This is a genomic window from Caulobacter sp. FV1ye13L (assembly GCF_058681155.1).
In genome coordinates this window covers 2403316-2426772 of record NZ_CM178732.1, presented here as the reverse complement: position 1 = coordinate 2426772, position 23457 = coordinate 2403316, and the positions used below count along the sequence as shown (strand labels likewise).

Sequence of the window (23457 nt, the reverse complement as noted above, 5' to 3'; positions counted from 1 at the left end):
TCGCGTTATCGGAGGCAACCCCAGCCAGGAGCCTCCCCATGGTCGCCTACGACTCCCTCGATGGCGCGACGCCGCCCGTCGCCAAGCGCTCGCACGCCGTCAGCAGGATCTCCAGCCTGCTTGGCCACAAGACCGCTGACGCCGGCCTCGCCCCCGTCGCCCCGGCCCCCGACTACGCCCTGACGCCCGACCCGCACGGCAAGGTCACCCTGGCGGGCAAGACGGTTCCGCTGGCCCTGGCGCTGCTGGGCGCCGGCGTGGCCGCCGTTCTGCTGATCAACCCGCGCACCCGTGGCCCGATGATCGCGGCCGCGACCACGGCCTGGGGATTTCTGGGCAAGAAGCTCGGCTGAGCGCAACCGCCCTCTCCCCCGCCGCGTTAGCTGATCTCATTCCCAAGGACCTCCCCATGCCCCACACTAACGAAGACCACATCAAGCTCGTCAACGGCCTGGTCGAGACCACCATCGACAGCGCCGACGGCTATCATGAAGCCGCCCAGGACGCCGACGCCCAGCGCTACAAGATGCTGTTCGAGCAGCGCGCCCAGGAGCGTCGCACCGTCGCCATCGAACTGCAGGACGAGGTTCGCCGGCTCGGCGGCGAGCCCAAGGACGACGGCACCATCCTGGCCGCCGCCCACCGCGTGTTCGTCAATCTGCGCGACAGCCTGTCCAAGGGCGATGAGGCGGTGATCAGCGAGGTCGAATCCGGCGAGGACTTCATCAAGGCCAAGTACGAAAAGGCCATGCAGGACACCGATGTCGACGCCCATACCCGCGCGGTCATCGAAAAGGCCTGGACCTCGGTGAAGTCCGGTCACGACCAGATGCGCGACATCAAGCACATGCTGAAACACTAGGCTTCCCGCGCAGGGAAGGTTGCGAAGGGCGGGACCGAAAGGCCCCGCCCTTTTCGCGTTCAGGCCATGCGGTAGTGAATGACCAGCCGCTGCAGGGCCAGTTTGAGCACCGTCTTGCCCGCCCGACGCGGCAGGCCCAGCGACCGCTCGGCGGCCTCCAGCGCGGTGCCCGCCAGACAGACATGTTCGAGGATCTCGCGCAGGCCCGGCCCGGCCGCATCCAGGGCGGCGGCGATGCGATCCTTGGCGGCCCTGGCGCGCTCGGCGGGGTCCAGGCGGGGCCCGCCGCCAGCCGAGCGGGGCGAGGCGTCCCAGTTCATGGTCAGCCGGCCCAGGGTTCCCGCCCGGTGAAAGTCTTCGCGCAGGCGCTCACCCGCCGCCGCCTCGACCGGCGCGATCCAGGGCCGGCCCTTGCCGTCGCGCCGACGCGCCAGCCAGGCCAGGGGCGACTCCCCCAGATTGGCCTTGAAGGCGGCCCGGCCGACGCCCGGCTCTTCCAGCATCACCTCGCCCTCGATCACCCCGGGCTTGCCGGGCGGCGGCGCGGGCTTGGCCGGTGGCGTGAAGACCATGAACCAGCCGCCTTGCGCCCTCGGCTTCAGCGTGGCCAGACGGACCAGCGCCCCAAAGGCCGTCTCGTCGATGACCAGCATCGGCCGCCGCCGGCGACTGGGTCCAAACCGCACCGCATAGCCCAGCGGCGCCGCCTCGATCACCGCGCCCGGACGGGCCAGCAGACGGGCGGCGCGCAAGGCCAGATGCTCGGTGGCCAGATCTGGGGTTGCGCTCATAACGCGCCCTCCAGACTGTGGCGGGGCGCCTGTTGCAGACAGGCCTCCAGCGTAACCAGCTTGGCGTCGAAGCCAGCGTCCTCGCGCATGTCCTCGATCCGATGGCAGGCGTGAGCGCAGGTGGTGCGGTCGCGCCCGAACGCGAAGGCGACCCGGTTGAGCGGCCAGTGAAACGTGACGTGCGTCAGGTAGATGGCGATCTGCCGGGCCCGGGCGGCGGCGAGCGTGGAGCGTTTGTGAGCCGAGATGTCACCCGGCGAAACATCGGTCGCCATGGCGACCAGATGGGTGACGAAGGCGACCGCGAGACGGTCGCGACGGGGATCGGGCGTGATCGCCCAGATATCCTCAAGAGCTTGAACCAACATGGCGTCCTCTAATCGAGATCGCGATCCAGCGACCACGACTCAATGTTAGGCTTAGTTTCTGTTGGTGAGGATAATTTTCCTATCGTGACGCACAAGTAGGAAAATAAGCCGTTGAAAATCCTACGTCCGATACTGTCCTATCCCCGTCCCGGCACGGGGATAAGGTCGATGTCGCGATAGGTCGCGAGCATGGACTGGCGCCAGTCGGCGCGCTCCGCCACACCGGCGATCCGCAGCGATCCGCAGGCCTCCAGCGCCGCAGCGCGCCCTGTCGAAGGGTTCTCGAGAAGGAGTTGGGGCGGACACCGATCGCGAACCGCCGCCATGGCCCGGGCCGGGGGAGCCTCGCCCTGATCGAGCCACTGCTCGGAGCGCATGAACCCGTCGCCGCAGAACAGCTCGAACATGTATTGCGAGCTGGATTGCAGGCGGGCCCGGCCCCAGGAATCGACCCCGATCATCGGAAAGGCCGGCGCCAGCGAAGGCAGAGCGTGATTGGCGTAGATCCTCACCCCCCAATAGGCCTGCGATATCCTCGCGAAATGGGCGGCGTCCTGGATCAGGGCGAATCCCGCGTCCTCCATCGGAAGGATCTCGATCTTCGGCTTTCTGATATCGACGGTGTCGTTGGCGACGTCGATATAGAGCTGGCCGAACTGGAAGGCGTTCTGGAAATACTTCCCGCGTAGCGCGCCCCAGAGGTGTCGACCCCGCCCCCCATTCTTTAGGAAGGCGCTCAGCGCCCGCTCTCCCGGGGTAACGGGCCTGGCGATCCGCTTCCTCAGGCGCCCGGCCACGTCGTTGGAAATTTCCCAGCAGTAGCCCAGAGGATAGGGCTTGCCGTATCGGCTGGGGGCATTGTTCCCCAGCACCTGATCGGTTTGAATCCGAAGGGCCAGAAGCGCCTGCTCGATCTCCGCCGCCGCCGGCGTCAAGAAGCGGCGGGTCAGGGCCGTGTCCAGGCGCGTCACGGTCAGATTCGATGAAACTTTCTGCAGCAAAACCAGAACTCGAACCTACAAATCCATAATAAGGCCGCGACGAGGCGCCGCCCTGCTAAACGCGCGCCGCGCCTTTTACATCTCGACCCCGAGCGATTGTCCGGCCGGAATGATCGCGCCGCGGCAGGAGACGACCCTCGCAGCCAATCTATGAGCCCGCTCGACCGCCGTCTCGATGGGCATACCCGCCATGCGGGCCGACAGATAGGCGGCATTGAAGCTGTCGCCCGCGCCCGTGGTGTCCACCGCCTTCACTCGGCCTGGCGCGGCGGTAGCGGTGCGGCCTTCCGACCGATGCACATTGACCGCATGGCTCTCGTCGCGGGCCACGACCTCGGCGCCCAGCGCCGACCATTCGACAGCCAGATCCTCGGCCTCGCGTCCATAAAGCGGGCGGGAATCCTCGCTGCTCAGCGAGATGTAGCGGCACGAGGGGACAACCCCGTCGAGCGCGGCGCGGGCCGCCTCGGGGCTGGGCCACAAAGCGGGCCGATAGTTGAAGTCCAGGGCCACGGCCACGCCCAGCGAATGGACATAGGCCAGGATGTCCTTGAGCCGCGCCCGGCCGATGTCGCCGATCACCGCCAGGGTCACCCCGGACAGATAGACCAGATCGCTGGCCTTGGCCGCCTCGATCAACTGGTCGGCGGTGTGCTCGGAGAACAGGTCGCGGATCGGGGCCCGTTCGCGCCAGTAGTGGAACTTTCGCTCGCCGCTGTCGTCCAGGACGATGGCGTACAGGCCCGGCAGACGGTTGCTGACTTCGCGCACCAGCCGGGTATCCAGCCCCTCGCGGCGCATGGCCGCCAGAACACCGTCACTGAAGGGATCGCCCTGCCCCAGGGCCGTGCAATAGGCGACCTGATCGCCGAGGCGGGCCATATAGACAGCGGTATTGAAGGTGTCGCCGGCGAAGCCCATCCGGTAGAGCGGCGCGCCGTCATCGGACGATCCGTCCGGCGACATCTCGACCATGCACTCGCCCAGCACTGTGATTCTGGTCATGACACCGGTTTCTCACTCCATCTGAGCTCGTATTAGAGTGTTTTCACCAAGGGAGTTAGGGGGCACGGACGGGCTTCGCTTACCCCCCCGAGGCGGGCCGCCTTGCAGGTTCCGCCCGCCTGCTCAGCGCGTCGGAAACCGTGAAAAGGTCTCGGTTGAGGCCAGGATCAAATGGTCAGCCACAGCATTTTCGCGATGCAGATTGCCTCGGGCGTAGTCAGCGGACGTGACCATGTCGAGAAAGGCGGCGCGCGACGGATAGCGGACAAGGACGATGTAGTCCCACAGGACCGTGGAGGGCGGGCCAATCGCGACACCTTCAGGCTTGCCGCTCCAGAGAATTGCGCCGCCGAGCGCCTTGATCAAAGGCGCCGTATTGGCGCTGTATCGCAGATAGGCATCCCAGCCCGTGCCATCACCGTCGGCAGACTGGTCCCGAAAACGCAGGAAATTGACCATCACGACCGGGCCGTTGTCGGGCAGGTCGCGCACAAGCGTCTCATTGACGTGGACTGGCAGGGACATCGAACCGCCTCTCTCTGAACCTTCTAGCCTTAAACAGGTCTGCTGACGGACTTGCCGACATAACGCGGGCGACGAAGGCTAGGGCTTTTGTTGCTCCACGATCCACGCGTCGATCTTTTGCTCCAGGACCGCCATGGGCAGGGAGCCCTGCAAAAGCACGGCGTCGTGGAACTTGCGCTCCTCGAACCGGTCGCCAAGCGCGGCTTCGGCCCGCTTGCGCAGTTCGAGGATCTTCAGCTCACCGATCTTGTAGGCCACGGCTTGGCCAGGCCAGGACACGTAGCGGGCCAGCTCGACCTCGATATTGACCGGCGACAGGGCGGTATTGTCGGTGAAACAGGCGCGCGCCTGCTCAAGGCTCCAGCGCTTCCAGTGGATGCCAGTGTCGGCCACCAGCCGGCAGGCCCGCCACATCTCGTAGGACAGGCGGCCGAACAGTTCATAGGGATCGCGATAGATCCCCATCTCCTCGCCCAGCCATTCGGAATAGAGGCCCCAGCCCTCTCCGAAGGCATTGAAATAGAGGCCCTTGCGGAACTCGGGCACATCCGTCTGCTCCTGGGCCAGAGAGGTCTGGGTGTGATGCCCGGGCGCGCCTTCATGCAGCACCAGGGCTGGCAACTCGTACAGCGCCCGCTGGTCCAGCTCGGAGGTGTTGATCATCAGCCCCCCGGCCCGTCCGACCTTGGGATCTCCGCCGAAGTAACGGCCCGTTGTGTAGCCCTTCTCGATGCTGGCCGGCACGGGCCGCACGCCATAGCTCAGACGCGGCAGCACGCCGAAATGGGCCGGCAGCTGGTCGTCGGCGCGCTTGGCGATCTCGCTGGCCTTTTCCAGCAGCTGCTGGCGGCTGGTCGCATAGAACTTGGGGTCCTTGCGCAGATAGGCGATGAACTCCGGCAGGGTCCCCTTGAAGCCGGTCTGGGTCATCACCGTCTGCATCCGGGCGCGAATGCGCGCCACCTCGCTGCGGCCGATGTCGTGGATCTGGTCGGGCGTCATGGCCGTGGTCGTGTGGCGACGGGCCAGGAAGGCGTAGTAGCGCTGGCCATCGGGCAGATCGACGGCGGCCAGGCTCCTGGCGGCCTTGGGCAGATACTCGGTCTCCATGAAGGTGACGAAGCCGGCCCGGGCCGGGGCGACCTTCTCGGCCAGGACCTTTTCGCCCTGGGCGATCAGGGCCGCCTTGCGGTCGGCGGGCACGCTGGCTGGCAGCGCGCGCAGGGGCGCCAGCAGGGGCTCTTCCGCCACCGGGGTCGCCGCCGTGCGCCTGGCGCGATCGAGCACCGACTGGGCGGTGGGCGTGGCCTGAACGAAGCCGGTGGCGGCGCCGCGCCGGGCATTGGCGATGTTGGCGTCGTACCAGTCAGGGGTCTTGGCCAGAAGCTCCAGCCACTTGGCGGCCTCGGCCTCAGACTTCAGCCGCATGCCGTTGGCGCGATACAGCAGGGTGACGTCAAAGCCGCCGTCGCTGCTGAACGGCATGCGCGACTCGTCGAACGACAGGCCCTCCAGGCGCTCGGCAATCGCGAAGTTGAGCAGCTGAAAGGTCAGGCGCTCATCAGGATTCAGGCGCTCGACAATGACGCCGCTCAGCAGGCTCTGGGCATGGGACAGCTTGGCTTTGCGGGCCGCATCGGCCGCCGGCCCCACCGGCGGCAGCCGCCAGCGCGCGGCCTCGGCGCCGCCCCCGTCATCATCCTCGCCGCCGGCATTGGCCGCTTCATAGGTCTTGATGGCCTGGGAAAGCTGGTCGCCATCGGGATGGGCCCAGGCGGCGGTCCCCGTCATCAGGGCGGCGATCATCAGGCCGCAAACGGCCCAGCGAACAGGATGGCGGTTGGTCATGAACTTCCCCGGAAATGCGATGGGAAAGCGTTAGATCAGGAATCGACACGACGCCAAAGGCCGCTTGCCCCTTTGGGCAGCACTGGCGGGTCTGATCTGAGGGGTCTTAAGAGAAATTGGAGCGGGCGAAGAGATTCGAACTCTCGACCCCAACCTTGGCAAGGTTGTGCTCTACCACTGAGCTACGCCCGCATCCTGATTTCTCGGGTCTCGTTCCACTCTCCAAGAGGGGAGAAATGGAGCGGGCGAAGAGATTCGAACTCTCGACCCCAACCTTGGCAAGGTTGTGCTCTACCACTGAGCTACGCCCGCATCGTGGAAGCGAAAGAACCGCCCCGCGACGAGGAGGCGGCTTATGGCAGAGCGATCTCCCCTTGGCAAGCGCCCTTTGAGGGGTTGCGGAGCACGGTCTTTCGAGGGCTCATTCAGCCCCTGTTTTTCAGGGTGGCGGAGCTTCCAACTTGCGTCTGTTCGTGTTCGGTCTGGGCTATGTCGGCGCGGCTTTCGCCCAGGCGCTGCGGGCCCGGGGCTGGGAAATCGCCGCCTCGGCGCGCTCGCCGGAGCAGGCGGCGACGCTGCGAGCGGCCGGCATCGAACCCGCCGATCCCGGCGACCGTGACGCCATGGCCAAGGCCCTGACCGGGGTCAATGCGGTGCTGATCACCTCCCCGCCCGGCGAAGACGGCTGCGCGGCGCTGGAATCGGTGATCCCGGCCCTGGCCCAGACGGGAGCCTTCCCGGACTGGATCGGCTATCTGTCGACCACCGGCGTCTATGGCGACTTCGACGGCCGCTGGGTGTTCGAGACCTCGCCGCTCAAGGCCCAGTCGGTCGAGGGCGCCCGCCGGGTCGGGGCCGAGCGCGACTGGCGACAGGTCGGGCGCGGCATGGGCCTGACCGTGACGACCTTCCGCCTGCCCGGCATCTACGGCCCCGGCCGCAGCGCCCTGGACCGCCTGCGGGCCGGCGAAGGCCGCCGCCTGGTCAAGCCCGGCCAGGTGTTCAGCCGCATCCACCTGGACGACATCGTTTCGGGCCTGCTGGCCTCGCTGGACCAGCCGAAGGCCGGCGGCATCTACAACCTCTGCGACGACGAACCGGCCCCACCGCAGGACGTCATGGAATATGCGGCAAAACTGCTGGGCGTCCCCGTGCCACCGGACCTGCCGTTTGACGCGTTAGGGATGTCGCCCGCCACGCGGCGGTTCTACGCCGAGAACAAGCGGGTCTCGAACGCCCTGGCCAAGGCGGAGCTGGGGTGGCGGCCGAAGTATCCGACCTATCGCGAGGGGTTGGCGGCCATTTTGGCGGGTGGTGACTAGAGATTTTCCGGCCAGCGTCTGGAGCCATGCAGCACGCGAAGAACCTCGATCTGCTCGCCATTCACCCGATAGGCCACGATGAACGGGCCTTTGGAGATCACGAGTTCACGAGCGCCGCCTCGGCGGCCCGGCCGTCCAAGGTGGGGAAAATCCGCAAGCAATGCCACGGCCTCTATGATCCGGCTGACCTGCCCGGCGGCGGCTAGGGGTCTGTCTTGCGTGATCCACGCCCGGGCGAACGCAAGATCGCGCAGGGCCAGATCCGTCCAGCAAACCCGCATGCGTCAGTCGCGACGGGGCATTGGGCGCTCGTTGGGCTGCCCCCACGACGCAACCCAGTCCGCAACCTCATCATGCTCGAAAAGGCGCCCCTCTTCGGCCGCACGCAGACCTTCGTCGATTGCGGCGTCCTGCCAGTCGCGCAGTTCGAGAAACTCACGCACAGCGCGCTCGATGACCACCGCCTTGGGCTGATCTAGAATCGCCGCCGTCTCCGTGAGGCGGCGATCCAGTTCACTATCAAGCTCAAGACTGAGAGGAGCGCTTTTTACCATTGGCCTTCCCGAACAAGTCGTGAACACAGCATAGGCCTGAGAGCGAAAAAGGCTAGCTATTCCTCATCAATCGGCGCGGCTCGCGCGACGATGCCCGTGGCTTCCAGACCCGCCGCATTGCGCAGGCGAGCCGCCCGGGCCAGGCGCCGGGCGACCAGATCGCCCTCCTCCGGCGCGGCCAGGCCCCGGGCTTCCGACACCGCCGCCACCAGCCGCTCCAGGTCCTGCGGCCGCGACAGCCGGTGGTCGCCGTCCTTGATCAGGGTGAAGACGACGTCGTCGCTCTTGAGGGCGTTGGCCAGCTCCAGCGCGTGAGTCCACGGCACGTCCGGATCGGCGCCGCCCTGCAGCACCCGCACCGGAACCTCGATCGGCACGGGCCCGGGCAGGATTGACCACCGCACGCCGTCTTCCAGCAGGTGCCGGGTGATGGCGTAGCCGCCGTCGTCATACTCCGAAGGCCGGATCCAGAAGCCGTCCTTCGCGATAGCGGCCTTCGCCTCGTCCGACAGTTCCGGCTCCATCAGCTTCTCGGTGAAGTCGGGCGCCGGGGCGATCAGCACCATGGCCTTGACCCGCTCGGGCCGGGCGATGGCCGCCAGACAGGCGATCCAGCCGCCCATCGACGAGCCGACCAGCACCAGCGGCCCTTCGGTCAGCTCATCGATCACCGCCAAGGCGTCCTGCCGCCAGCGGCTGATCGTGCCGTCCTGGAACGCGCCGTCCGACTCGCCGTGGCCGAAATAGTCGAAGCGCAGATAGGCCCCGCCCGTCGCCTGCGCATGATCGGCCAGAACCTGAGCCTTGGTCCCGGTCATGTCGGAGTGGAACCCGCCCAGCCAGACCACCGTGGGCCCCTCGCCGGCCACAAGACGGTAGGCGAGACGCTGATTGTCGGCTCGAACCAGAAACTCCGGGTATTCGGTCATGGCGCGGCCTTGATCCTTTCGCTAACTAAACTCGTCATCTCATCCGAGAGTCGCGTGCCCGCACTTCCCGCCGATTTCACCTTGCTGCAGGTTACCCCCGAACTGGAAACGGGCGGCGCTGAGCAGACGACGATAGATGTCGCCCACGCCGTCGTGGCGCAAGGCGGCAAGGCGTTGGTCGCGACAAAGGGCGGACGCATGGCCTCGCGGCTGGAAGCCGACGGCGGCCGTCTGGCCCAGATGCCGGCCCAGACCAAGAACCCGCTGATTATGCTGGGCAACGCCGCGCGGCTGATCGACCTGATCCGCCGCGAGAAGGTGAGCCTGGTCCACGCCCGCTCCCGCGCCCCGGCCTTCAGCGCCCTGTGGGCGGCCCATGCCACCAAGGTGCCGTTCGTGGCCACCTATCACGGCGTCTATAATGCGCGCTCGAACCTCAAGCGCTGGTACAATGCGGTGATGACCAAGGGTGACCTGGTGATCGCCAATTCCGAATACACCCGCGCGCATGTGATCAAGGAACACGGCATTGATCCCGACCGCGTGGTGGCCATCCCGCGCGGCGTGGACCTGACCCGCTTTGAACCCGGCATGGTCAGCGCCGACCGGATCGAAGCCCTGCGCAAGGCCTGGGGGATCGCCGCCGACGAGCGCCGCCTCAAGGTGCTGCTGGCCGGCCGCCTGACCCGCTGGAAAGGCCAGGCCCTGCTGATCGAAGCCATGGGCCAACTGAAGGCCGCCGGCGGCGCCCGGGTGCTGCTGCTGCTGGTCGGCGACGATCAGGGCCGCAAGGCCTATCGCGCCGAGCTGGAAGCCCAGATCGCCGCTGCGGGCCTGCAGGATGACGTGAAGATCGTCGGCCATTGCGATGACATGCCCGCCGCCTATCTGCTGGCCGACCTGGCCATAGCGCCCTCGCTGGAACCCGAAGCCTTCGGCCGCACGGCGGTCGAGCCGCAGGTGATGGGACGCCCCGTGCTGGCCGCCGATCACGGCGCCGCGCGCGAGACCGTTCTGCCCGGTGAAACCGGCTGGCTGGTCGCGCCGGGTGACGCGCAGGCCTGGGCCGCCGCACTGGTCACGGCCCGCGACGCCGGCGCGGCGACTCGCCAGAGCATGGGCCAGACGGCCCGGGCTCGCGCCCGGCGGTTGTATTCGGTGGACGCCATGTGCGAAGCCACCTTGAACGTGTATGCGCGCGTGCTGGAAGCCAGAGTTTTGGAGCGGAGACCGTGAGTAAGGAAATCAAGAAGGTCCTGGTGATCAAGCTGGGGGCCCTTGGCGATTTCGTTCTCGCTCTGGCGGCGATGAAGAAGATCCGCGAGGCCCATCCCAAGGCCAAGATCACCCTTCTGACCACCCCCCCGTTCGAGGCCCTCGCCAAGCTCAGCCCCTATTTCAACAGCGTCGAAACCGACGGCCGCCCGATGGATTTCGGGGACCTGACCCAGATGCTGGGCCGCCTGCGCAAGGCCCGCTACGATCGCGTCTACGACCTGCAGACCAACAGCCGCACCAACTGGTACTTCCAGGCCCTGCGGCCGTTCCCCCCGCAATGGAGCGGCATCGCCTTTGGCTGCTCCCTGCCCCAGCGGAGCAAGACGCGGCAGACCATGCACACCCTGGAGCGTCAGGCCGACCAGCTGCGCGCCGCCGGCATCTGGCCAGACGCCCCGACCGAGCATGGCAACGCCCCGCCGCCGGACCTGTCGTGGATCCTGCGCCGCCACAAGGACGCCCGCCCCGTGGCCGGCGCCGCCACGCCGCGTCCCTATGTGCTGTTCGTGCCCGGCGGCTCGGCCCACCGGCCGGAAAAGCGCTGGCCCGTCGAGGCCTTCGCCCAGCTGGGCTCGCTGCTGAAGGCGCGCGGCCTGGACATCGTGATCATCGGCGGGCCGCAGGAAAGCGCCATGGCGCGGCAGATCCAGAAGTCTGTCGGCCAGGCCCGCGACCTGACCGGCCGCACCGATTTCGCCCAGCTGGCCGTGCTGGGCGCCAAGGCGGCGCTGGTGGTCGGCAATGACACCGGCCCCACGCATCTGCTGGCCGCCGCCGGCGCCCCGACCATCGCCCTGTTCTCCGATGCCTCCGACCCCGACCTCTGCGGTCCGCGCGGCCACGTGGCGGTGATCCGCTCACCCGACCTGAAGGCCCTGCCCGTCTCGACGGTGGCCAGCGCGGCGATGAGCCTGCTGCCCTAGAGTTCAGTACCCCGCGTAGCGCCCCGGCCGGTGATTGGCGATGATCACCGCGCTCAGGGCCACCGCCGACAGAATCGACAGCAGCAGCTTTGCCGGGCTGATCACCGCAAAAGCGGCTGCGACGACCAGGCAATCGGCGATCATCTGCACCTTGCCGGCGCTGATCCCGCGCTTTTCCTGAAGATACAGCGCCAGCACGCCCACGCCGCCGACGCTGGAGCGATGCCGCGCCAGGGCCAGGATGCCCATGCCGATGATCGTGCCGCCAAACACCGCCGCGAAGACCGGGTCCACGCCCTCGACCTGCAGCCAGTGCGGCATGCCCAAAGCCAGGCCCGCCAGCAGCAGGTTGGTGGCCAGGGTCTTGATCGTGAAGTCCCGCCCCAGGGCCCGATAAGCCAAGACGTAGAAGGGAATATTGAGCACCAGGAACACCGTCCCCACGGGCCAGTCGGTCAGGTAGGAGACGATCAGGGCCACGCCCGCGACCCCGCCGGTGACGAGCCCGGCCGCCTTCAGCAGGGTCAGGCCCACGGCGATGAAACTGGAGCCGATCAGCAGGGCGTGGATGTCTTCGATCGGGGTGTGTCGGTGCGTGTTGGCGGGCAAGGCGGGTCAATATCCGTCAGCGAAAAACCAGGTTCCCGCCCGACCGTTTCCGTCCCGGATACGCCTTGCGCCCAAAAGGATTGGCTGCGCTGGCGCCTGTTTGGTTCGCGCCGCTTGATAGGGGGCGCCCGACAGGTCATATATCATCTTCTCGCAGCGCGCCTTCGCGCAGCGCGACTACCTTCAACTGTACCGGAGCCGCCCCTATTCGCCGTCCTATGCAAACGCCGCCCGTCAAAGACGGACCGCGTATCAACGATGAAATCCGCGTCCCGCGCGTCCTGCTGATCGACCAAAACGGCGAGAAGCAAGGCGAGATGCCGACCGCCTCCGCCCTCGAAGCGGCGGAAGAAGCTGGTCTGGACCTGGTGGAAATCGTTCCGAACGCCAATCCTCCCGTCTGCAAGATCCTGGACTACGGCAAGTTCAAGTTCCAGGAGCAGAAGAAGAAGAACGAGGCGCGCAAGCGGCAGAAGATCGTCGAGCTCAAGGAAATCAAGCTCCGCCCGAACATCGATATCCACGATTACGAGGTCAAGACCAAGGCCATGACCCGGTTCTTCGAGGAGGGCGACAAGGTCAAGGTGACCCTGCGCTTCCGCGGCCGTGAAATGGCTCACCCCGAGCTGGGCATGAAGCTGCTGATCAAGGTGAAGACCGACTTCGAGGAAATCGCCAAGGTCGAGTACGAGCCGCGCATGGAAGGCCGGCAGATGATCATGATCCTGGCGCCGCGCTAGGCGCTTCGATCTGATTTCGAGACAAACGCCCTGGCCCTGGCCGGGGCGTTTTTCGTTTCGGAGCGGCGCCAAAAGGCGTATTCGGGCAGCCCCTCGAAAGCGCCGACCATGCCCCCGACCGCCTCTCCCGCGTCGTCCGCCCACAGCGCGCGCGCGCTCTACGTCCTGCTGCTGGTGGTGTTCATCAATCTGGTGGGCTTTGGGCTGGTCATTCCGCTGCTGCCTTTCTATGCGCAGTCGCTGAAGGCGGAGCCCTGGCAGATCACGGCGCTGTTCTCGGCCTACAGCCTGGGACAGTTCTTCGCCGAGCCGTTCTGGGGGCGGCTGTCGGATCGGATCGGCCGGCGGCCGGTGCTGATCGTCACCATTCTGGCCAACACGCTTTCCTATGTCGCCCTGGCCTTCGCCCCGACCATCTGGATCGCTTTCGCCATCCGCCTGATCGGCGGGTTTGGCAGCGGCAATATCTCGACCATCCAAGGCTATATGGCGGACGTGACCCCGCCGGAGAAGCGGGCGGGCCGCATGGGCCTGCTCGGAGCGGCCTTTGGCGCCGGCTTCGTGGTCGGCCCCGCCCTGGGCGGCCTGCTGGCCCACCCCGAAGCCGGACGCCTGGGGTTCCAGATCCCGCTGTTCGTGGCCGCCGGCATGGCGGCCCTGGCCTCGCTGGGCGTCTTTCTGTTCGTCGTCGAAAGCCGCTCGCCCAGCGCCCCCGGCGCGGCTCGACCCCACCGGCGCGAGGCCCTGCAGGCGGCCATGGCCAGCCCGATCCTGAGTCGGGTGCTGCTGGTCACCCTGGTCTCGACCGCCGCCTTCGCCGGCATGGAGTCGGTGTTTGGCCTGTGGACCCACGCCCGGTTCAACTGGGGCCCGCGCGAGGTTGGCCTGTGCTTCGCGGTGATCGGGGTGGTCGCCTCCATCGGTCAGGGGGCCGTGACCGGCCGGCTAGCGCGGCGCTTTGGCGAGCCGCTGGTGCTGACCACCGGCCTGTCGATCATCGCCGTGACCCTGTTCCTGACCCCCTTCGTGCCCAGCGCCGCCCTGGTGCCGGTGATCGTGGGCGGCACGGCCTTTGGCCAGTCACTGGTCTTTCCCTGCGTGGCGGCCCTGATCTCGCGCAACACCCCGCCCGACCGCCAAGGGGAGATGCTGGGCCTGAACATGGCGGCCGGCTCCCTGGCCCGCATGGTCGGCCCCCTGATCGCCGGGTCGCTGTTCGGCCTCGCCATCGGCGGACCCTACTGGTTCGGCGCGGCCCTGATGCTGCCCGCCGTCTGGCTGGGCGTGACCCTGGTGGGCCGCGCCAAGGCGGCAGCCTGAGCTTTGCCGCGCCAGTGCGGTCTGTCCGCCCTTGCCTTCCCCGACTCTTTCCCGTACTAACCCCGCCTTTCCGGAACCGCCTGGCTTATTGGCATGCCATGGCGGTTCGTCTTGCTATCCCAGAGGACAGGGCGAAAGCCCTGACGCGAAATGCCTAAGTTGAAGACCAAGTCAGGCGCGAAGAAGCGCTTCAAGATCACGGCCACGGGCCTGCTGAAAGCCGGCGTCGCCGGCAAGCGTCACCGTCTGATCGGCCACAACGGCAAGTACATCCGCCAAAACCGCGGCACGAAGGTCATGAGCGAATCCGACGCCAAGACCATCCGTTCGTACCTGCCCTACGGCCTTTAAGAGGAGCGCTGACACATGGCTCGCGTCAAAAGGGGCGTTACCGCCCACGCCAAGCACAAGAAGGTTCTTGAGCAGGCAAAAGGCTTCTACGGTCGCCGCAAGAACACTATCCGCACCGCCAAGGCCGCCGTCGACAAGGCCGGCCAGTACGCGTACCGCGACCGCAAGGTTCGCAAGCGCGCGTTCCGTTCGCTGTGGATCCAACGCATCAACGCCGGCGCCCGCACCGAGGGCTTCACCTACTCGCAGTTTATCCACGGCCTGGACGTGGCGGGTATCGTGATCGACCGTAAGGTCCTCTCGGATATCGCGGGTCAAGACCCTGCCGCGTTCAAGGCCATTGCTGACAAGGTCCGCACCGCCCTGGCCGCCTAAGGTCTTTTTCGGGTTCGTCCCGATTGCGATCTAAGAAAAGCCCTCCGGTGCCAACCGGGGGGCTTTTTGCTGCGCGCTCCCCTACTCCGCCCCGCCCGAATGCTCTAGACGGAAGCCCGTCATGACCGATCTCAAAACCCTCGAATCCGATGTGCTGGCGCAAGTCGCCGCCGCCGCCGATCTTTCCGCCCTCGACGCCGTGCGCGTCGCGGCCCTGGGCAAGACCGGCTCGATCTCCGGCCTGCTGAAAACCCTGGGAGCGATGAGCCCCGAGGAGCGCAAGACGCAGGGCGCGGCGATCAACGCCCTGCGCGACGCCGCCGCGACCGCCATCGCCGACCGCAAGGCGACGCTGGAGACTGCCGAGCTGGACGCGCGCCTGGCCAGCGAGACCCTGGATCTGACCCTGCCGGCCCCCTATCGCCGCAAGGGCAGCGTCCATCCCACCATGCAGACCATGGACGAGATGGTCGCCATCTTCGCCGAAATGGGCTTCGCGGTGGCCGAAGGGCCCGACATCGACGACGACTTCCACAATTTCACGGCCCTGAACTTCCCGCCCAAGCACCCGGCGCGGGAGATGCACGACACCTTCTTCTTCAATCCGAAGACCAACGCCGACGGTTCCGAAGGCGAGCGCATGCTGCTGCGCACCCACACCTCGACGGTGCAGGTGCGGACCATGATGTCGCAAAAGCCGCCGATCCGGATCATCGCCCCGGGCCGCACCTATCGCTGCGACAACGACGCCACCCACACGCCGGTGTTCCACCAGGTCGAGGGCCTGGTGATCGACAAGGGTATCCACATGGGCCACCTGAAATGGACCCTGGAGACCTTCCTGGCGCGGTTCTTCGAGACCGACGCGGTGACCACCCAGTTCCGCCCCCACCACTTCCCGTTCACCGAGCCCTCGGCCGAGATGGACGTGCAGTGCGACCGCTCGGGCGGCGAGATCAAGATCGGCCAGGGCACGTCGTGGCTGGAGATCCTGGGCTGCGGCATGGTTCACCCCAATGTCCTGCGCGCCTGTGGCATCGATCCGGACGAGTATCAGGGTTTCGCCTTCGGCATGGGCGTCGACCGTCTGGGGATGCTGAAATACGGCATGCCCGACCTGCGCGACATGTGGTCGTCCGACAGCCGCTGGCTGGCCCACTACGGCTTCAGCGCGTTTGCCGCGCCGAACGCCGCCAGCGGCCTTAGCTGATCGCCATCCTGAAATTCCACCAACCCCTGCGCTCGGCGTCGGGGCTTGGAGACGCAAGACGATGAAATTCACCCTCTCCTGGCTCAAGGATCACCTTGAGACCACCGCCTCCGCCACCGACATCGTCGCCGCCATGACCATGGCCGGCCTCGAGGTCGAGCACGTCACCGATCCGGCCACCAAGCTGGCCGCCTTCACGGTCGCCAGGATCGTGGAAGCCGTGCAGCATCCCAACGCCGACCGCCTCCGCGTCTGCCAGGTCGACACCGTCGACGGCATGAAGGAGATCGTCTGCGGCGCGCCCAACGCCCGCGCGGGCCTGACCACCATCTATGCCCCGATCGGCGCCTATGTGCCGGGCCTGGGCGTGACCCTGGTCGAGAAGCCGGTGCGCGGCGTCGTCTCCAACGGCATGCTGTGCTCGGCCTCCGAGCTGGAAGCCGCCAGCGAGAGCGACGGCATCATGGAGCTGCCGGACGACCTGGCTGTGGGCACGCCCGCCGCCACGGCCCTGGGCCTGGAAGCCGTCATCGACTTTGAAGTCACCCCCAACCGCCCCGACTGGCTGGGCGTCGCCGGCATCGCCCGCGACCTGGCCGCCGCCGGCGTCGGGACGCTGAAGGACCTGTCGATCACGCCTGTGCCGGGGACCTTCCCGTGCCCGATCACCGTCAAGGTCGACGGCGAGGCCTGCCCGGTGTTCGCCGGCCGCCTGATCAAGGGCGTCAAGAACGGCCCGTCGCCCAAGTGGCTGCAGGACCGTCTGCTGGCCATCGGCCTGCGCCCGATCAGCGCCCTGGTCGATATCACCAACCTGATCACCTATGACCGCGCCCGCCCCCTGCACGTCTATGACGTAGCCAAGCTGTCGGGGACCGAGATCTCGACCCGCCTTGGCCGCCACGGTCAGCATGGCGACGAACATCTGATCGCGCTGGACGGCAAGACCTACGAGCTGACGCCAGACATGTCGGTGATCGCCGACGCCTCGGGCGAACGCCCGATCGGCTTGGGCGGCGTGATGGGCGGCGAAAGCACCGGCTGCTCGGAAGAGACGGTCGATGTCTTCGTCGAGAGCGCCTGGTTCGAACCGATCCGCACCGCCCAGACCGGCCGCACGACCGGCATCAACAGCGACGCCCAGTACCGCTTCGCCCGCACGGTCGACACCCACTCGCTGGTTCCGGGCATAGAGCTGGCCACCAGGCTGATCCTCGAGCTCTGCGGCGGCGAGCCGTCGGAGATCGTGGTGGCCGGCCAGGCGCCCGCCGCGCCGACCGGCTTCGCGTTCGAGCCCGACTATGTCGAGCAGCTGTCGGGTCTGGCGGTGACGCCCGAGCAGACGCGCCAGATCCTGTCGGACCTGGGCTTTGACATCATGCTGGGCTCGCCCTGGACCGTGACGCCGCCGACCTTCCGCCGCGACGTGGAAGGCAAGGCCGACCTGGTGGAAGAAGTCGCCCGCATTGCCGGCTATGGCGCCCTGCCCTCGACGGCCCTGCCCGAGGTTCCCCGCGCCGTCGGCGGCGTCCTGACCGCCAAACAGGCCCGCGGCCGCCTGGCCCGCCGCGCCCTGGCCGCCGCCGGTTATGCCGAGGCCCTGACCTGGAGCTTCACCAACCAGAAGATCGCGACGCTGTTCGGCGGCGGCGCGGCAGAGCTGGTGCTGGCCAATCCGATCGCCTCGGACCTGGACTGCATGCGTCCGTCGCTGCTGCCCAACCTGATCGAGGCCGCCGGCCGCAACGCCCGCAAGGGCTTCCCCGACGCGGCCCTGTTCGAGATCGGTCCCACCTTCCACGGCGACCGTCCGGGCGACCAGCGCACCGTGGTGGCGGCGATCGTCGCCCCGCACACCCCGCGCAATTGGGACAAGGCGGCGCAGGACGGCCTGTTCACCGTCAAGGCCGACCTGATGGCCCTGCTGGAAGAACTGGGCGCGCCGGTCGACAAGCTGCAAACGGCGCAAGGCTCGGCCTCGTCCTGGTGGCATCCGGGCCGCTCGGCGCGCCTGCAGCTGGGCCCCAAGGCGGTGATGGCCGAGTTCGGCGAACTGCATCCGGCCGTGCTCAAGGCCCTGGACGTGGCCGGCCCGGTCTATGGCTTCGAGATCACCCTGGAAGCCATCCCCGAGCCCAAGAAGAAAGCCCACAAGTCAAAGGCCGCCTTCTCGCCCTCGCCCCTGATGCCCCTGACCCGCGACTTCGCCTTCCTGGTCGAAAAGACCAAGGCCGCCGGCGATCTGGTCAAGGCCGCAGCCGGCGCCGACAAGGCGCTGATCACGGCCGTGCGGGTGTTCGACGTCTATGACGGCGCCGGCGTGCCCGACGGATTCAAGTCGGTGGCGCTGGAGGTTGTGGTGCAGCCCCGCGAAGCCACCCTGACCGACGCTGATATCGAGGCGCTGTCAGGCCGGATCGTAGCGGCGGCCGAGAAGGCTGGCGGGAAGCTTAGGTCGTAACGACACACTCGCCCCCTCCTGACCGCTTCGCGGTCGTCCTCCCCCGTAGGGGGAAGACGCCTTCATCTTCCCCCTACGGGGGAGGAGCGCCGAAGGCGCGGAGGGGGCAAGTGTCCAGACTTCAGACACCGGCGCCCAAGCTTCGAACATTCTGCCCGCAACCGCGACCGATCGCCCCTGCGCGAGGCAAGGTCTTGCGCAGGGCGCATACCCACGCTACCTCTAGTGAACTCGCAAGGAGCTACTGGGTCCACATGGTCTCGCAACTCGTCCTCAACATCGTACTCGTGACCGGCTTTACCGCCGTCGCGGCGATGTCGTGCGCCGCGACCATGATGTGGAACCAGATTAAAACCGTTCCTATACGGACGGGGCAACGGCGCGCGAGATAACCTGAACGCAGCCGACGGATCGCAAGATCTTCAAAAAGCCCCGCCTCCGAAAGGAGCGGGGCTTTTTTGTTGCGCGTTTCGTCGGTCCTCCAAAACCAACCCGAGGGGACTTGAGATCCATGAGCTACCTGCCTTCACCACCCGCCTTCCACAGCGACGCCGACGGCGTCACCGTTCACCAGCTGCTGCTGGCCGCCCAGGACGCCCACAGCGCGCTGGACGCCGTGCGCCAGGGCCTGGCCGACAGCGGCGCAGAACTGTGCAACCTGACGCTCAAGCCCGTGGGCCAGATCGTCGAAGCCAGCTTGCGCGTCCGTCACCTGGGTGATCAGGCCGCGCGCCTGCTGGCCCGCGACCTGGCCGCCTGGCCCGGCGTCAACTCGGCCAGCGTCGAGCATCAGTGGGTGCGACCTTGAACCCTTCCAAACCGGACGAGGACAAACGACGTTTGTTTCTCGTCACGGCCGAAGACACGCCCGACGCCCTGATGCGGGTGTTGGGCGTGGCCAACGTGCAGCAGACCCGCCTGCGCGCCCTGACCGCCACGCCCGACGGCCAGACCCTGGCCATTCGGCTGGAGATCGACGACCAGGGCGACCAGCGCGCCCAAGCCCTCGCCTCGCGGCTGGAGGCCTGTCCGTCGGTGCGCGGCGTCGGTTTTGGCTGGCGGGCGTAACCAAACGCCTCGCTCGTACGTATCTAGGTCCAGGACCCGCTCGAGGGTCGCTCCGGAAAGACGTTCGATGCGCCGCCTGCTGACCCTGATCGCCGCCCTTGTCGCCTTCGGCCTCCCCGCCCTGGCCGCAGCGCCCCCCAAACCCAAGACCGCCACCGCCGTGTTCGCCGGCGGCTGCTTCTGGTGCATGGAGCACGACATGCAGGGCGTGCCCGGCGTCCTCAAGGTGGAGAGCGGCTATACCGGCGGCCACGTTTTCCGACCGACCTATCGCGATGTCACCAGCGAGACGAGTGGCCACTACGAGGCCGTCCGCGTCACCTATGACCCCGCCAAACTGGAGTACGGCTTCCTGCTCTATCGCTACTGGAAGCTGGTCGACCCGACCGATGACGGCGGCCAGTTCTGCGACCGTGGCCCGTCCTATCGCACGGCCGTGTTCGTCAGCAGCGCCGAGCAACGCGCCGCCGCTGAAAAGTCCCGCAGCGAGGCCGCCAAGCGCCTGAAGACCGGCAAGATGGTTACGCCGGTGCTCGACCTGAAGACCTTCTGGCCGGCCGAGGAATACCACCGCGACTATGCCAAGCGGAACGCCCTGAACTATCAGGCCTATCGCATCGGTTGCGGGCGCGACCTGCGGCTGAAGCAGGTCTGGGGCGGCTAGGAACACTGTCATCCCGGCCAAGCGCGCAGCGCGCCGAGCCGGGACCGCAGCAAGCGCCGCGTTTCCTGCGGTCCCGGGTCTTCGCCCGGGATGACAGGCGAGAAAAACGCCCAAGCTCCACCGCCTCGACTTCGCCCCAATCCCCTGTAGCTTAAGCGTGTAAAACAGGGAGATCACCGATGAACCGTCGCGCGCTTCTGGCGACCGCCGCGCTTGTGCTGGCTGCGGGCTCCGCCCACGCCCAGAAGGCCCCGGATCTCTCGGTGACCATCTACAACTCCGACCTCGCCCTGGTCGAAGACGCCCGCGACCTGGACCTCAAGGCCGGGCGCCAGCGGCTGGAATTCAAGGACGTCTCGGCCGCCATCCGCCCCGAAACGGTCAGCCTGTCGGCGGCCGGCGTGACCATCATCGAGCAGAACTTCGACTATGACCTGCTGACCCCCGACAAGCTGATGGAAAAGGCGGTCGGCCAGCAGGTCCGGATCGTCCGCACCAATCCCGGCGATGGCAAGGAGACCACCGAAGTGGCCACCGTGCTGGCCGCCAATGAAGGTGTGGTCCTGAAGATCGGCGACCGCATCGAGGTGCTGCGCGACGACGGCGTGCCCACCCGCGTGATCTTCGACAAGGTGCCCGAGACCCTGCGCGCGCGCCCGACCCTGTCGGTGACGGTCGATGCCGACAAGGCCGGCCCGCGCGCCTCGAAGCTCAGCTACCTGACCTCGGGCCTGGGCTGGAAGGCCGACTATGTGGCTCTGTTCGACGAGAAGAAGGGTACGCTGGACCTGCAGGGCTGGATCACCCTGACCAACAATTCCGGCACCCCTTTCGACAACGCCCGCACCCAGCTGGTGGCCGGCGACGTCAACCAGCTGAACAATGGCGGCTACCGCCGGTCCAGCGCGTCGATGATGTCGGCGGGGACCGAGAGCGGCGACGCCGAGCGTCTGGCCGACTATTATGTCTATCCCCTGCCGCAGCGCACCACGATCGCCTCCAACCAGAGCAAGCAGGTCGGCTTCCTCAGCGCCCAGGCCGTGGCCGCCAAGAAGGTCTATGAGATCCGCGAAGGCGGGTTCGACAGCGACGAGACCCCGTCGTCGGCCACGGTGGCCATCCAGTTCAGCAACGCCAAGCTGGCGGGTCTGGGCAGCCAGCTGCCGGCCGGTGTCATGCGCATCTATTTGCGCGACCAGGCTGGCGATCCCAAGTTCATCGGCGAGAACAGCATCGACCACACCCCGGCCGGCTCGGAACTGTCGATCAAGACCGGCGACGCCTTCGACGTCACCAGCCAGGCCACCCTGATCAGCCAGGAGAAGGTCTCAAAGACCCGCTCGCGCTACGCCATGAAGTACCTGGTCCGCAACGCGCGCCCTGAAGCCGTCACGGTGGAACTGCGCCAGGGCGGCCTGTGGCGCGACGGCGAGGTCAAGGCCGAGAGCCTCAAGAGCCGCCGCGTCGACGCCCGCACCCTGGGCTGGAGCGTGCCGGTGCCGGCCAATGGCGAGACGGTGCTGACGTTTACGGTCGAGACGGGCTGGTGAGCAGGCGGCGGCAAGATAGATCCTCCCCCTCCGGGGGAGGTGGCCCAGAGGGCCGGAGGGGGCAGCGCGGCATAGGCCCAGATGCCCCCTCAGTCGCTTCGCGACAGCTCCCCCAGAGGGGGAGCATCTGCATCCTTGCCCTCGCCCTCACCACCCTCGCTTCGCCAGCCCTGGCCGAAACCATCGCCTCGCCCGGCGCTGAAAAGACCGCCGTCACCCTCTATCGGGCGGGCTCGGAACCCTTCCAGACCCTGCAGCCCTGGCAGCGCGAACAGGCCCTGAAAAAGGGCCTGATCCTGGTCACCGAGACCCGGACCGTCACCCTGCCCGGCGGCCGCCACACCCTGCGCTTTGACGCCGTCGCCGACGGCCTGATCCCGCAGAGCGCCGCAGTCGACGGCCTGCCCGGCGGCATGATCGAGCGAAACTACGACTATGCCCTGCTCAGCCCCGGAACCCTGCTGGAACGCTCGCTGAACCAGCCGGTCGGCATCGTCCGTACCCATGCCAGGACCGGCCGACAGACCGCCGAGAGCGCCATCGTCCGCCAGGGCCCCAACGGCGTCGTGCTGCAGACCGCCACCGGCGTCGAGGCCTTGGGCTGTTCCGGCGGCGCCGAGCGTCTGGTGTTCGATCACATCCCTTCGGGTCTGTCCGACAAGCCCTCGCTGTCGACCCTGATCGACGTGCCAAAAGCCACCACCGTCAAGCTCACCCTGTCGTATCTGGCCATCGGCGTGAACTGGCAGGCCGACTATGTGGCCCGCATCGCGCCGGACGGCAAAACCCTGGACCTCACCGGCTGGCTGACCCTGATCAACAGCAGCGGAACCAGCTTCGTGGACGCCTCGACCCAGGCGGTGGCCGGCAAGCTGTCGCGCGTGCCGGTCGACATCCCGAGGGCGGAAACCAAGGCGATCACCCGCGCCTGCTGGCCTATGGACACCACCACCCACGGCCGCAGTCCACCGCCTCCGCCTGTCGTCGCCTATGACATCATGACCTCCCCCCAGCCGCCCCCCATGGCCATGGCCGGCGCCCGCGAGGAGGTCACGGTCAACGCCTCCCGCGCCAAGCTGGCCGAGCAGTCCGAACTGGGCGACTACAAGCTCTACACCCTGCCCGAACCCGTCACCGTCGCCGCGCGCCAGACCAAGCAGGTGGCCTTCCTTGACCAGAAGGGGGTGGCCTTCCAACGCCTCTACATGGTCACAGTCGATCCCTGGAGCGACTATCGCAGCAATGACGTCCCCGCCGCGACAGTGCTGCTACGGTTCGAGAACAAGGCCAGTCAGGGCCTGGGCAAGGCCCTGCCCTCGGGGGCCCTGGCCGTGATGGAGACGGCCGGCGGCCGCCCGGCCTTCGCCGGCGAACAGACGATGCGCGACGTGCCCGTGGGCCAGCCGTTCGACCTGGCGATCGGGCGGGCGATGGATGTCTCGGTCAGACCCCGCCTGGTGTCGGAGACGCGGGCCCGCGCCGGACGCACGCGGCGGACCTATGAGGTCGATCTGGCCAACGCCAAGACCGGGCCCATCGTCATAGAGTTGCGTCACCGGCCGGACCGGACCGCCTTCAAGGTGATCCGCGAGCCCAAGCGCCACGATATTCGCGACGGCGCCATCGCCTGGCGTTTCACCCTGTCGCCGAAGAGTCGCGAGACCGTGCGCTATGTGGTGGAGTACGAAGGCTGACGCCTGAAG

At 67.3% G+C, this 23457-nt stretch carries 26 protein-coding genes and 2 tRNA genes; 16 read left to right on the top strand and 12 right to left on the bottom strand.

What is annotated here, in order from left to right:
• Positions 1 to 38 precede the first annotated feature (38 nt).
• Together ACW176_RS11630 and ACW176_RS11625 are read left to right on the top strand one after the other, a co-directional pair.
• A complete protein-coding gene (locus tag ACW176_RS11630) occupies positions 39 to 353 on the top strand; it encodes a hypothetical protein (protein WP_419320723.1) in 315 nt (104 codons plus the stop codon).
• A 56-nt stretch (positions 354 to 409) separates the two neighbouring features.
• Positions 410 to 862 (top strand): PA2169 family four-helix-bundle protein, encoded by a 453-nt coding sequence (locus ACW176_RS11625; RefSeq protein WP_492056840.1) that lies wholly within the window; start codon positions 410 to 412, stop codon positions 860 to 862.
• Between the two features lie 59 nt (positions 863 to 921).
• Here ACW176_RS11625 and ACW176_RS11620 read toward each other — a convergent pair whose 3' ends face one another.
• The 8 genes from ACW176_RS11620 to ACW176_RS11585 form a co-directional block, all read right to left on the bottom strand.
• The gene (locus ACW176_RS11620; protein ID WP_492109243.1) at positions 922 to 1653 is read right to left on the bottom strand and encodes a DUF6456 domain-containing protein; all 732 of its coding nucleotides are present in this window, start codon (positions 1651 to 1653) and stop codon (positions 922 to 924) included.
• Positions 1650 to 2021, bottom strand: coding sequence for a helix-turn-helix domain-containing protein (locus tag ACW176_RS11615; RefSeq protein WP_492109242.1), 372 nt, complete (start codon positions 2019 to 2021; stop codon positions 1650 to 1652). The genes ACW176_RS11620 and ACW176_RS11615 overlap by 4 nt, the downstream gene beginning before the upstream one ends.
• A 137-nt stretch (positions 2022 to 2158) precedes the next feature.
• A complete protein-coding gene (locus tag ACW176_RS11610) occupies positions 2159 to 2992 on the bottom strand; it encodes a hypothetical protein (protein ID WP_492109241.1) in 834 nt (277 codons plus the stop codon).
• 105 nt (positions 2993 to 3097) lie between these two features.
• A complete protein-coding gene (locus tag ACW176_RS11605) occupies positions 3098 to 4027 on the bottom strand; it encodes a sugar kinase (protein ID WP_492109240.1) in 930 nt (309 codons plus the stop codon).
• Positions 4028 to 4150: 123 nt separating this feature from the next.
• Positions 4151 to 4519, bottom strand: a complete 369-nt coding sequence (locus tag ACW176_RS11600) for a DUF1330 domain-containing protein (RefSeq protein ID WP_492109239.1) — start codon at positions 4517 to 4519, stop codon at positions 4151 to 4153.
• Positions 4520 to 4630: 111 nt separating this feature from the next.
• Complete coding sequence (locus ACW176_RS11595) at positions 4631 to 6400, bottom strand: DUF885 domain-containing protein (RefSeq protein WP_492109238.1); 1770 nt, start codon at positions 6398 to 6400, stop codon at positions 4631 to 4633.
• 117 nt (positions 6401 to 6517) lie between these two features.
• A tRNA-Gly gene (locus ACW176_RS11590) sits at positions 6518 to 6592 on the bottom strand.
• 45 nt (positions 6593 to 6637) lie between these two features.
• Positions 6638 to 6712, bottom strand: a tRNA-Gly gene (locus tag ACW176_RS11585).
• A 149-nt stretch (positions 6713 to 6861) separates the two neighbouring features.
• Here ACW176_RS11585 and ACW176_RS11580 point away from each other — a divergent pair.
• The gene (locus tag ACW176_RS11580) at positions 6862 to 7722 is read left to right on the top strand and encodes an SDR family oxidoreductase (protein ID WP_492109237.1); all 861 of its coding nucleotides are present in this window, start codon (positions 6862 to 6864) and stop codon (positions 7720 to 7722) included.
• Here the strand turns inward: ACW176_RS11580 and ACW176_RS11575 are convergent.
• From ACW176_RS11575 to ACW176_RS11565, 3 genes are read right to left on the bottom strand one after another with little or no spacing between them, the layout of a single operon-like run.
• Positions 7719 to 8003, bottom strand: coding sequence for a type II toxin-antitoxin system RelE/ParE family toxin (locus ACW176_RS11575; protein WP_492109236.1), 285 nt, complete (start codon positions 8001 to 8003; stop codon positions 7719 to 7721). The two genes, ACW176_RS11580 and ACW176_RS11575, sit on opposite strands and share 4 nt — an antisense overlap.
• Positions 8004 to 8006: 3 nt before the next feature.
• The gene (locus ACW176_RS11570) at positions 8007 to 8276 is read right to left on the bottom strand and encodes a CopG family ribbon-helix-helix protein (protein WP_492109235.1); all 270 of its coding nucleotides are present in this window, start codon (positions 8274 to 8276) and stop codon (positions 8007 to 8009) included.
• A gap of 56 nt (positions 8277 to 8332) precedes the next feature.
• Complete coding sequence (locus ACW176_RS11565; RefSeq protein WP_492109234.1) at positions 8333 to 9205, bottom strand: alpha/beta fold hydrolase; 873 nt, start codon at positions 9203 to 9205, stop codon at positions 8333 to 8335.
• Between the two features lie 54 nt (positions 9206 to 9259).
• Here ACW176_RS11565 and ACW176_RS11560 point away from each other — a divergent pair, with 54 nt between their 5' ends.
• Positions 9260 to 10441 (top strand): glycosyltransferase family 4 protein, encoded by a 1182-nt coding sequence (locus tag ACW176_RS11560; RefSeq protein WP_492109233.1) that lies wholly within the window; start codon positions 9260 to 9262, stop codon positions 10439 to 10441.
• Complete coding sequence (locus tag ACW176_RS11555) at positions 10438 to 11406, top strand: glycosyltransferase family 9 protein (RefSeq protein ID WP_492109232.1); 969 nt, start codon at positions 10438 to 10440, stop codon at positions 11404 to 11406. The genes ACW176_RS11560 and ACW176_RS11555 overlap by 4 nt, the downstream gene beginning before the upstream one ends.
• A gap of 3 nt (positions 11407 to 11409) precedes the next feature.
• Here the strand turns inward: ACW176_RS11555 and ACW176_RS11550 are convergent, their stop codons facing one another.
• Positions 11410 to 12015 carry a YitT family protein gene (locus ACW176_RS11550; protein ID WP_492109231.1) on the bottom strand — a complete coding sequence of 202 codons (606 nt, stop codon included), beginning with the start codon at positions 12013 to 12015 and terminating at the stop codon, positions 11410 to 11412.
• A 218-nt stretch (positions 12016 to 12233) separates the two neighbouring features.
• On the opposite strand from ACW176_RS11550, the gene infC reads away from it, so the two are divergent.
• The 11 genes from infC to ACW176_RS11495 all read left to right on the top strand — a co-directional run bounded on the left by infC (position 12234) and on the right by ACW176_RS11495 (position 23448).
• Positions 12234 to 12755: a translation initiation factor IF-3 gene (gene infC, locus ACW176_RS11545; protein WP_419255817.1), complete on the top strand. Its 522-nt coding sequence runs from the start codon at positions 12234 to 12236 to the stop codon at positions 12753 to 12755.
• Positions 12756 to 12785: 30 nt separating this feature from the next.
• Positions 12786 to 14075: an MFS transporter gene (locus ACW176_RS11540; protein ID WP_492111918.1), complete on the top strand. Its 1290-nt coding sequence runs from the start codon at positions 12786 to 12788 to the stop codon at positions 14073 to 14075.
• 150 nt (positions 14076 to 14225) lie between these two features.
• Positions 14226 to 14426 (top strand): 50S ribosomal protein L35, encoded by a 201-nt coding sequence (rpmI, locus tag ACW176_RS11535; protein ID WP_007672148.1) that lies wholly within the window; start codon positions 14226 to 14228, stop codon positions 14424 to 14426.
• Between the two features lie 15 nt (positions 14427 to 14441).
• Positions 14442 to 14801 carry a 50S ribosomal protein L20 gene (gene rplT / locus ACW176_RS11530; protein WP_419254681.1) on the top strand — a complete coding sequence of 120 codons (360 nt, stop codon included), beginning with the start codon at positions 14442 to 14444 and terminating at the stop codon, positions 14799 to 14801.
• A gap of 121 nt (positions 14802 to 14922) precedes the next feature.
• Positions 14923 to 16011, top strand: coding sequence for a phenylalanine--tRNA ligase subunit alpha (gene pheS / locus ACW176_RS11525; protein ID WP_492109230.1), 1089 nt, complete (start codon positions 14923 to 14925; stop codon positions 16009 to 16011).
• A gap of 61 nt (positions 16012 to 16072) precedes the next feature.
• Complete coding sequence (pheT, locus tag ACW176_RS11520; protein WP_492109229.1) at positions 16073 to 18472, top strand: phenylalanine--tRNA ligase subunit beta; 2400 nt, start codon at positions 16073 to 16075, stop codon at positions 18470 to 18472.
• A 511-nt stretch (positions 18473 to 18983) separates the two neighbouring features.
• Entirely contained in the window at positions 18984 to 19280 is a 297-nt protein-coding gene (locus tag ACW176_RS11515; protein ID WP_492109228.1) for a hypothetical protein, read from the top strand.
• The gene (locus tag ACW176_RS11510) at positions 19265 to 19540 is read left to right on the top strand and encodes a hypothetical protein (protein WP_492056820.1); all 276 of its coding nucleotides are present in this window, start codon (positions 19265 to 19267) and stop codon (positions 19538 to 19540) included. The genes ACW176_RS11515 and ACW176_RS11510 overlap by 16 nt, the downstream gene beginning before the upstream one ends.
• Positions 19541 to 19607: 67 nt before the next feature.
• Positions 19608 to 20204 carry a peptide-methionine (S)-S-oxide reductase MsrA gene (gene msrA / locus ACW176_RS11505; protein WP_492109227.1) on the top strand — a complete coding sequence of 199 codons (597 nt, stop codon included), beginning with the start codon at positions 19608 to 19610 and terminating at the stop codon, positions 20202 to 20204.
• A gap of 179 nt (positions 20205 to 20383) precedes the next feature.
• A complete protein-coding gene (locus tag ACW176_RS11500) occupies positions 20384 to 21754 on the top strand; it encodes a DUF4139 domain-containing protein (protein WP_492109226.1) in 1371 nt (456 codons plus the stop codon).
• Positions 21751 to 23448: a DUF4139 domain-containing protein gene (locus tag ACW176_RS11495; RefSeq protein WP_492109225.1), complete on the top strand. Its 1698-nt coding sequence runs from the start codon at positions 21751 to 21753 to the stop codon at positions 23446 to 23448. The genes ACW176_RS11500 and ACW176_RS11495 overlap by 4 nt, the downstream gene beginning before the upstream one ends.
• Positions 23449 to 23457: the final 9 nt, after the last annotated feature.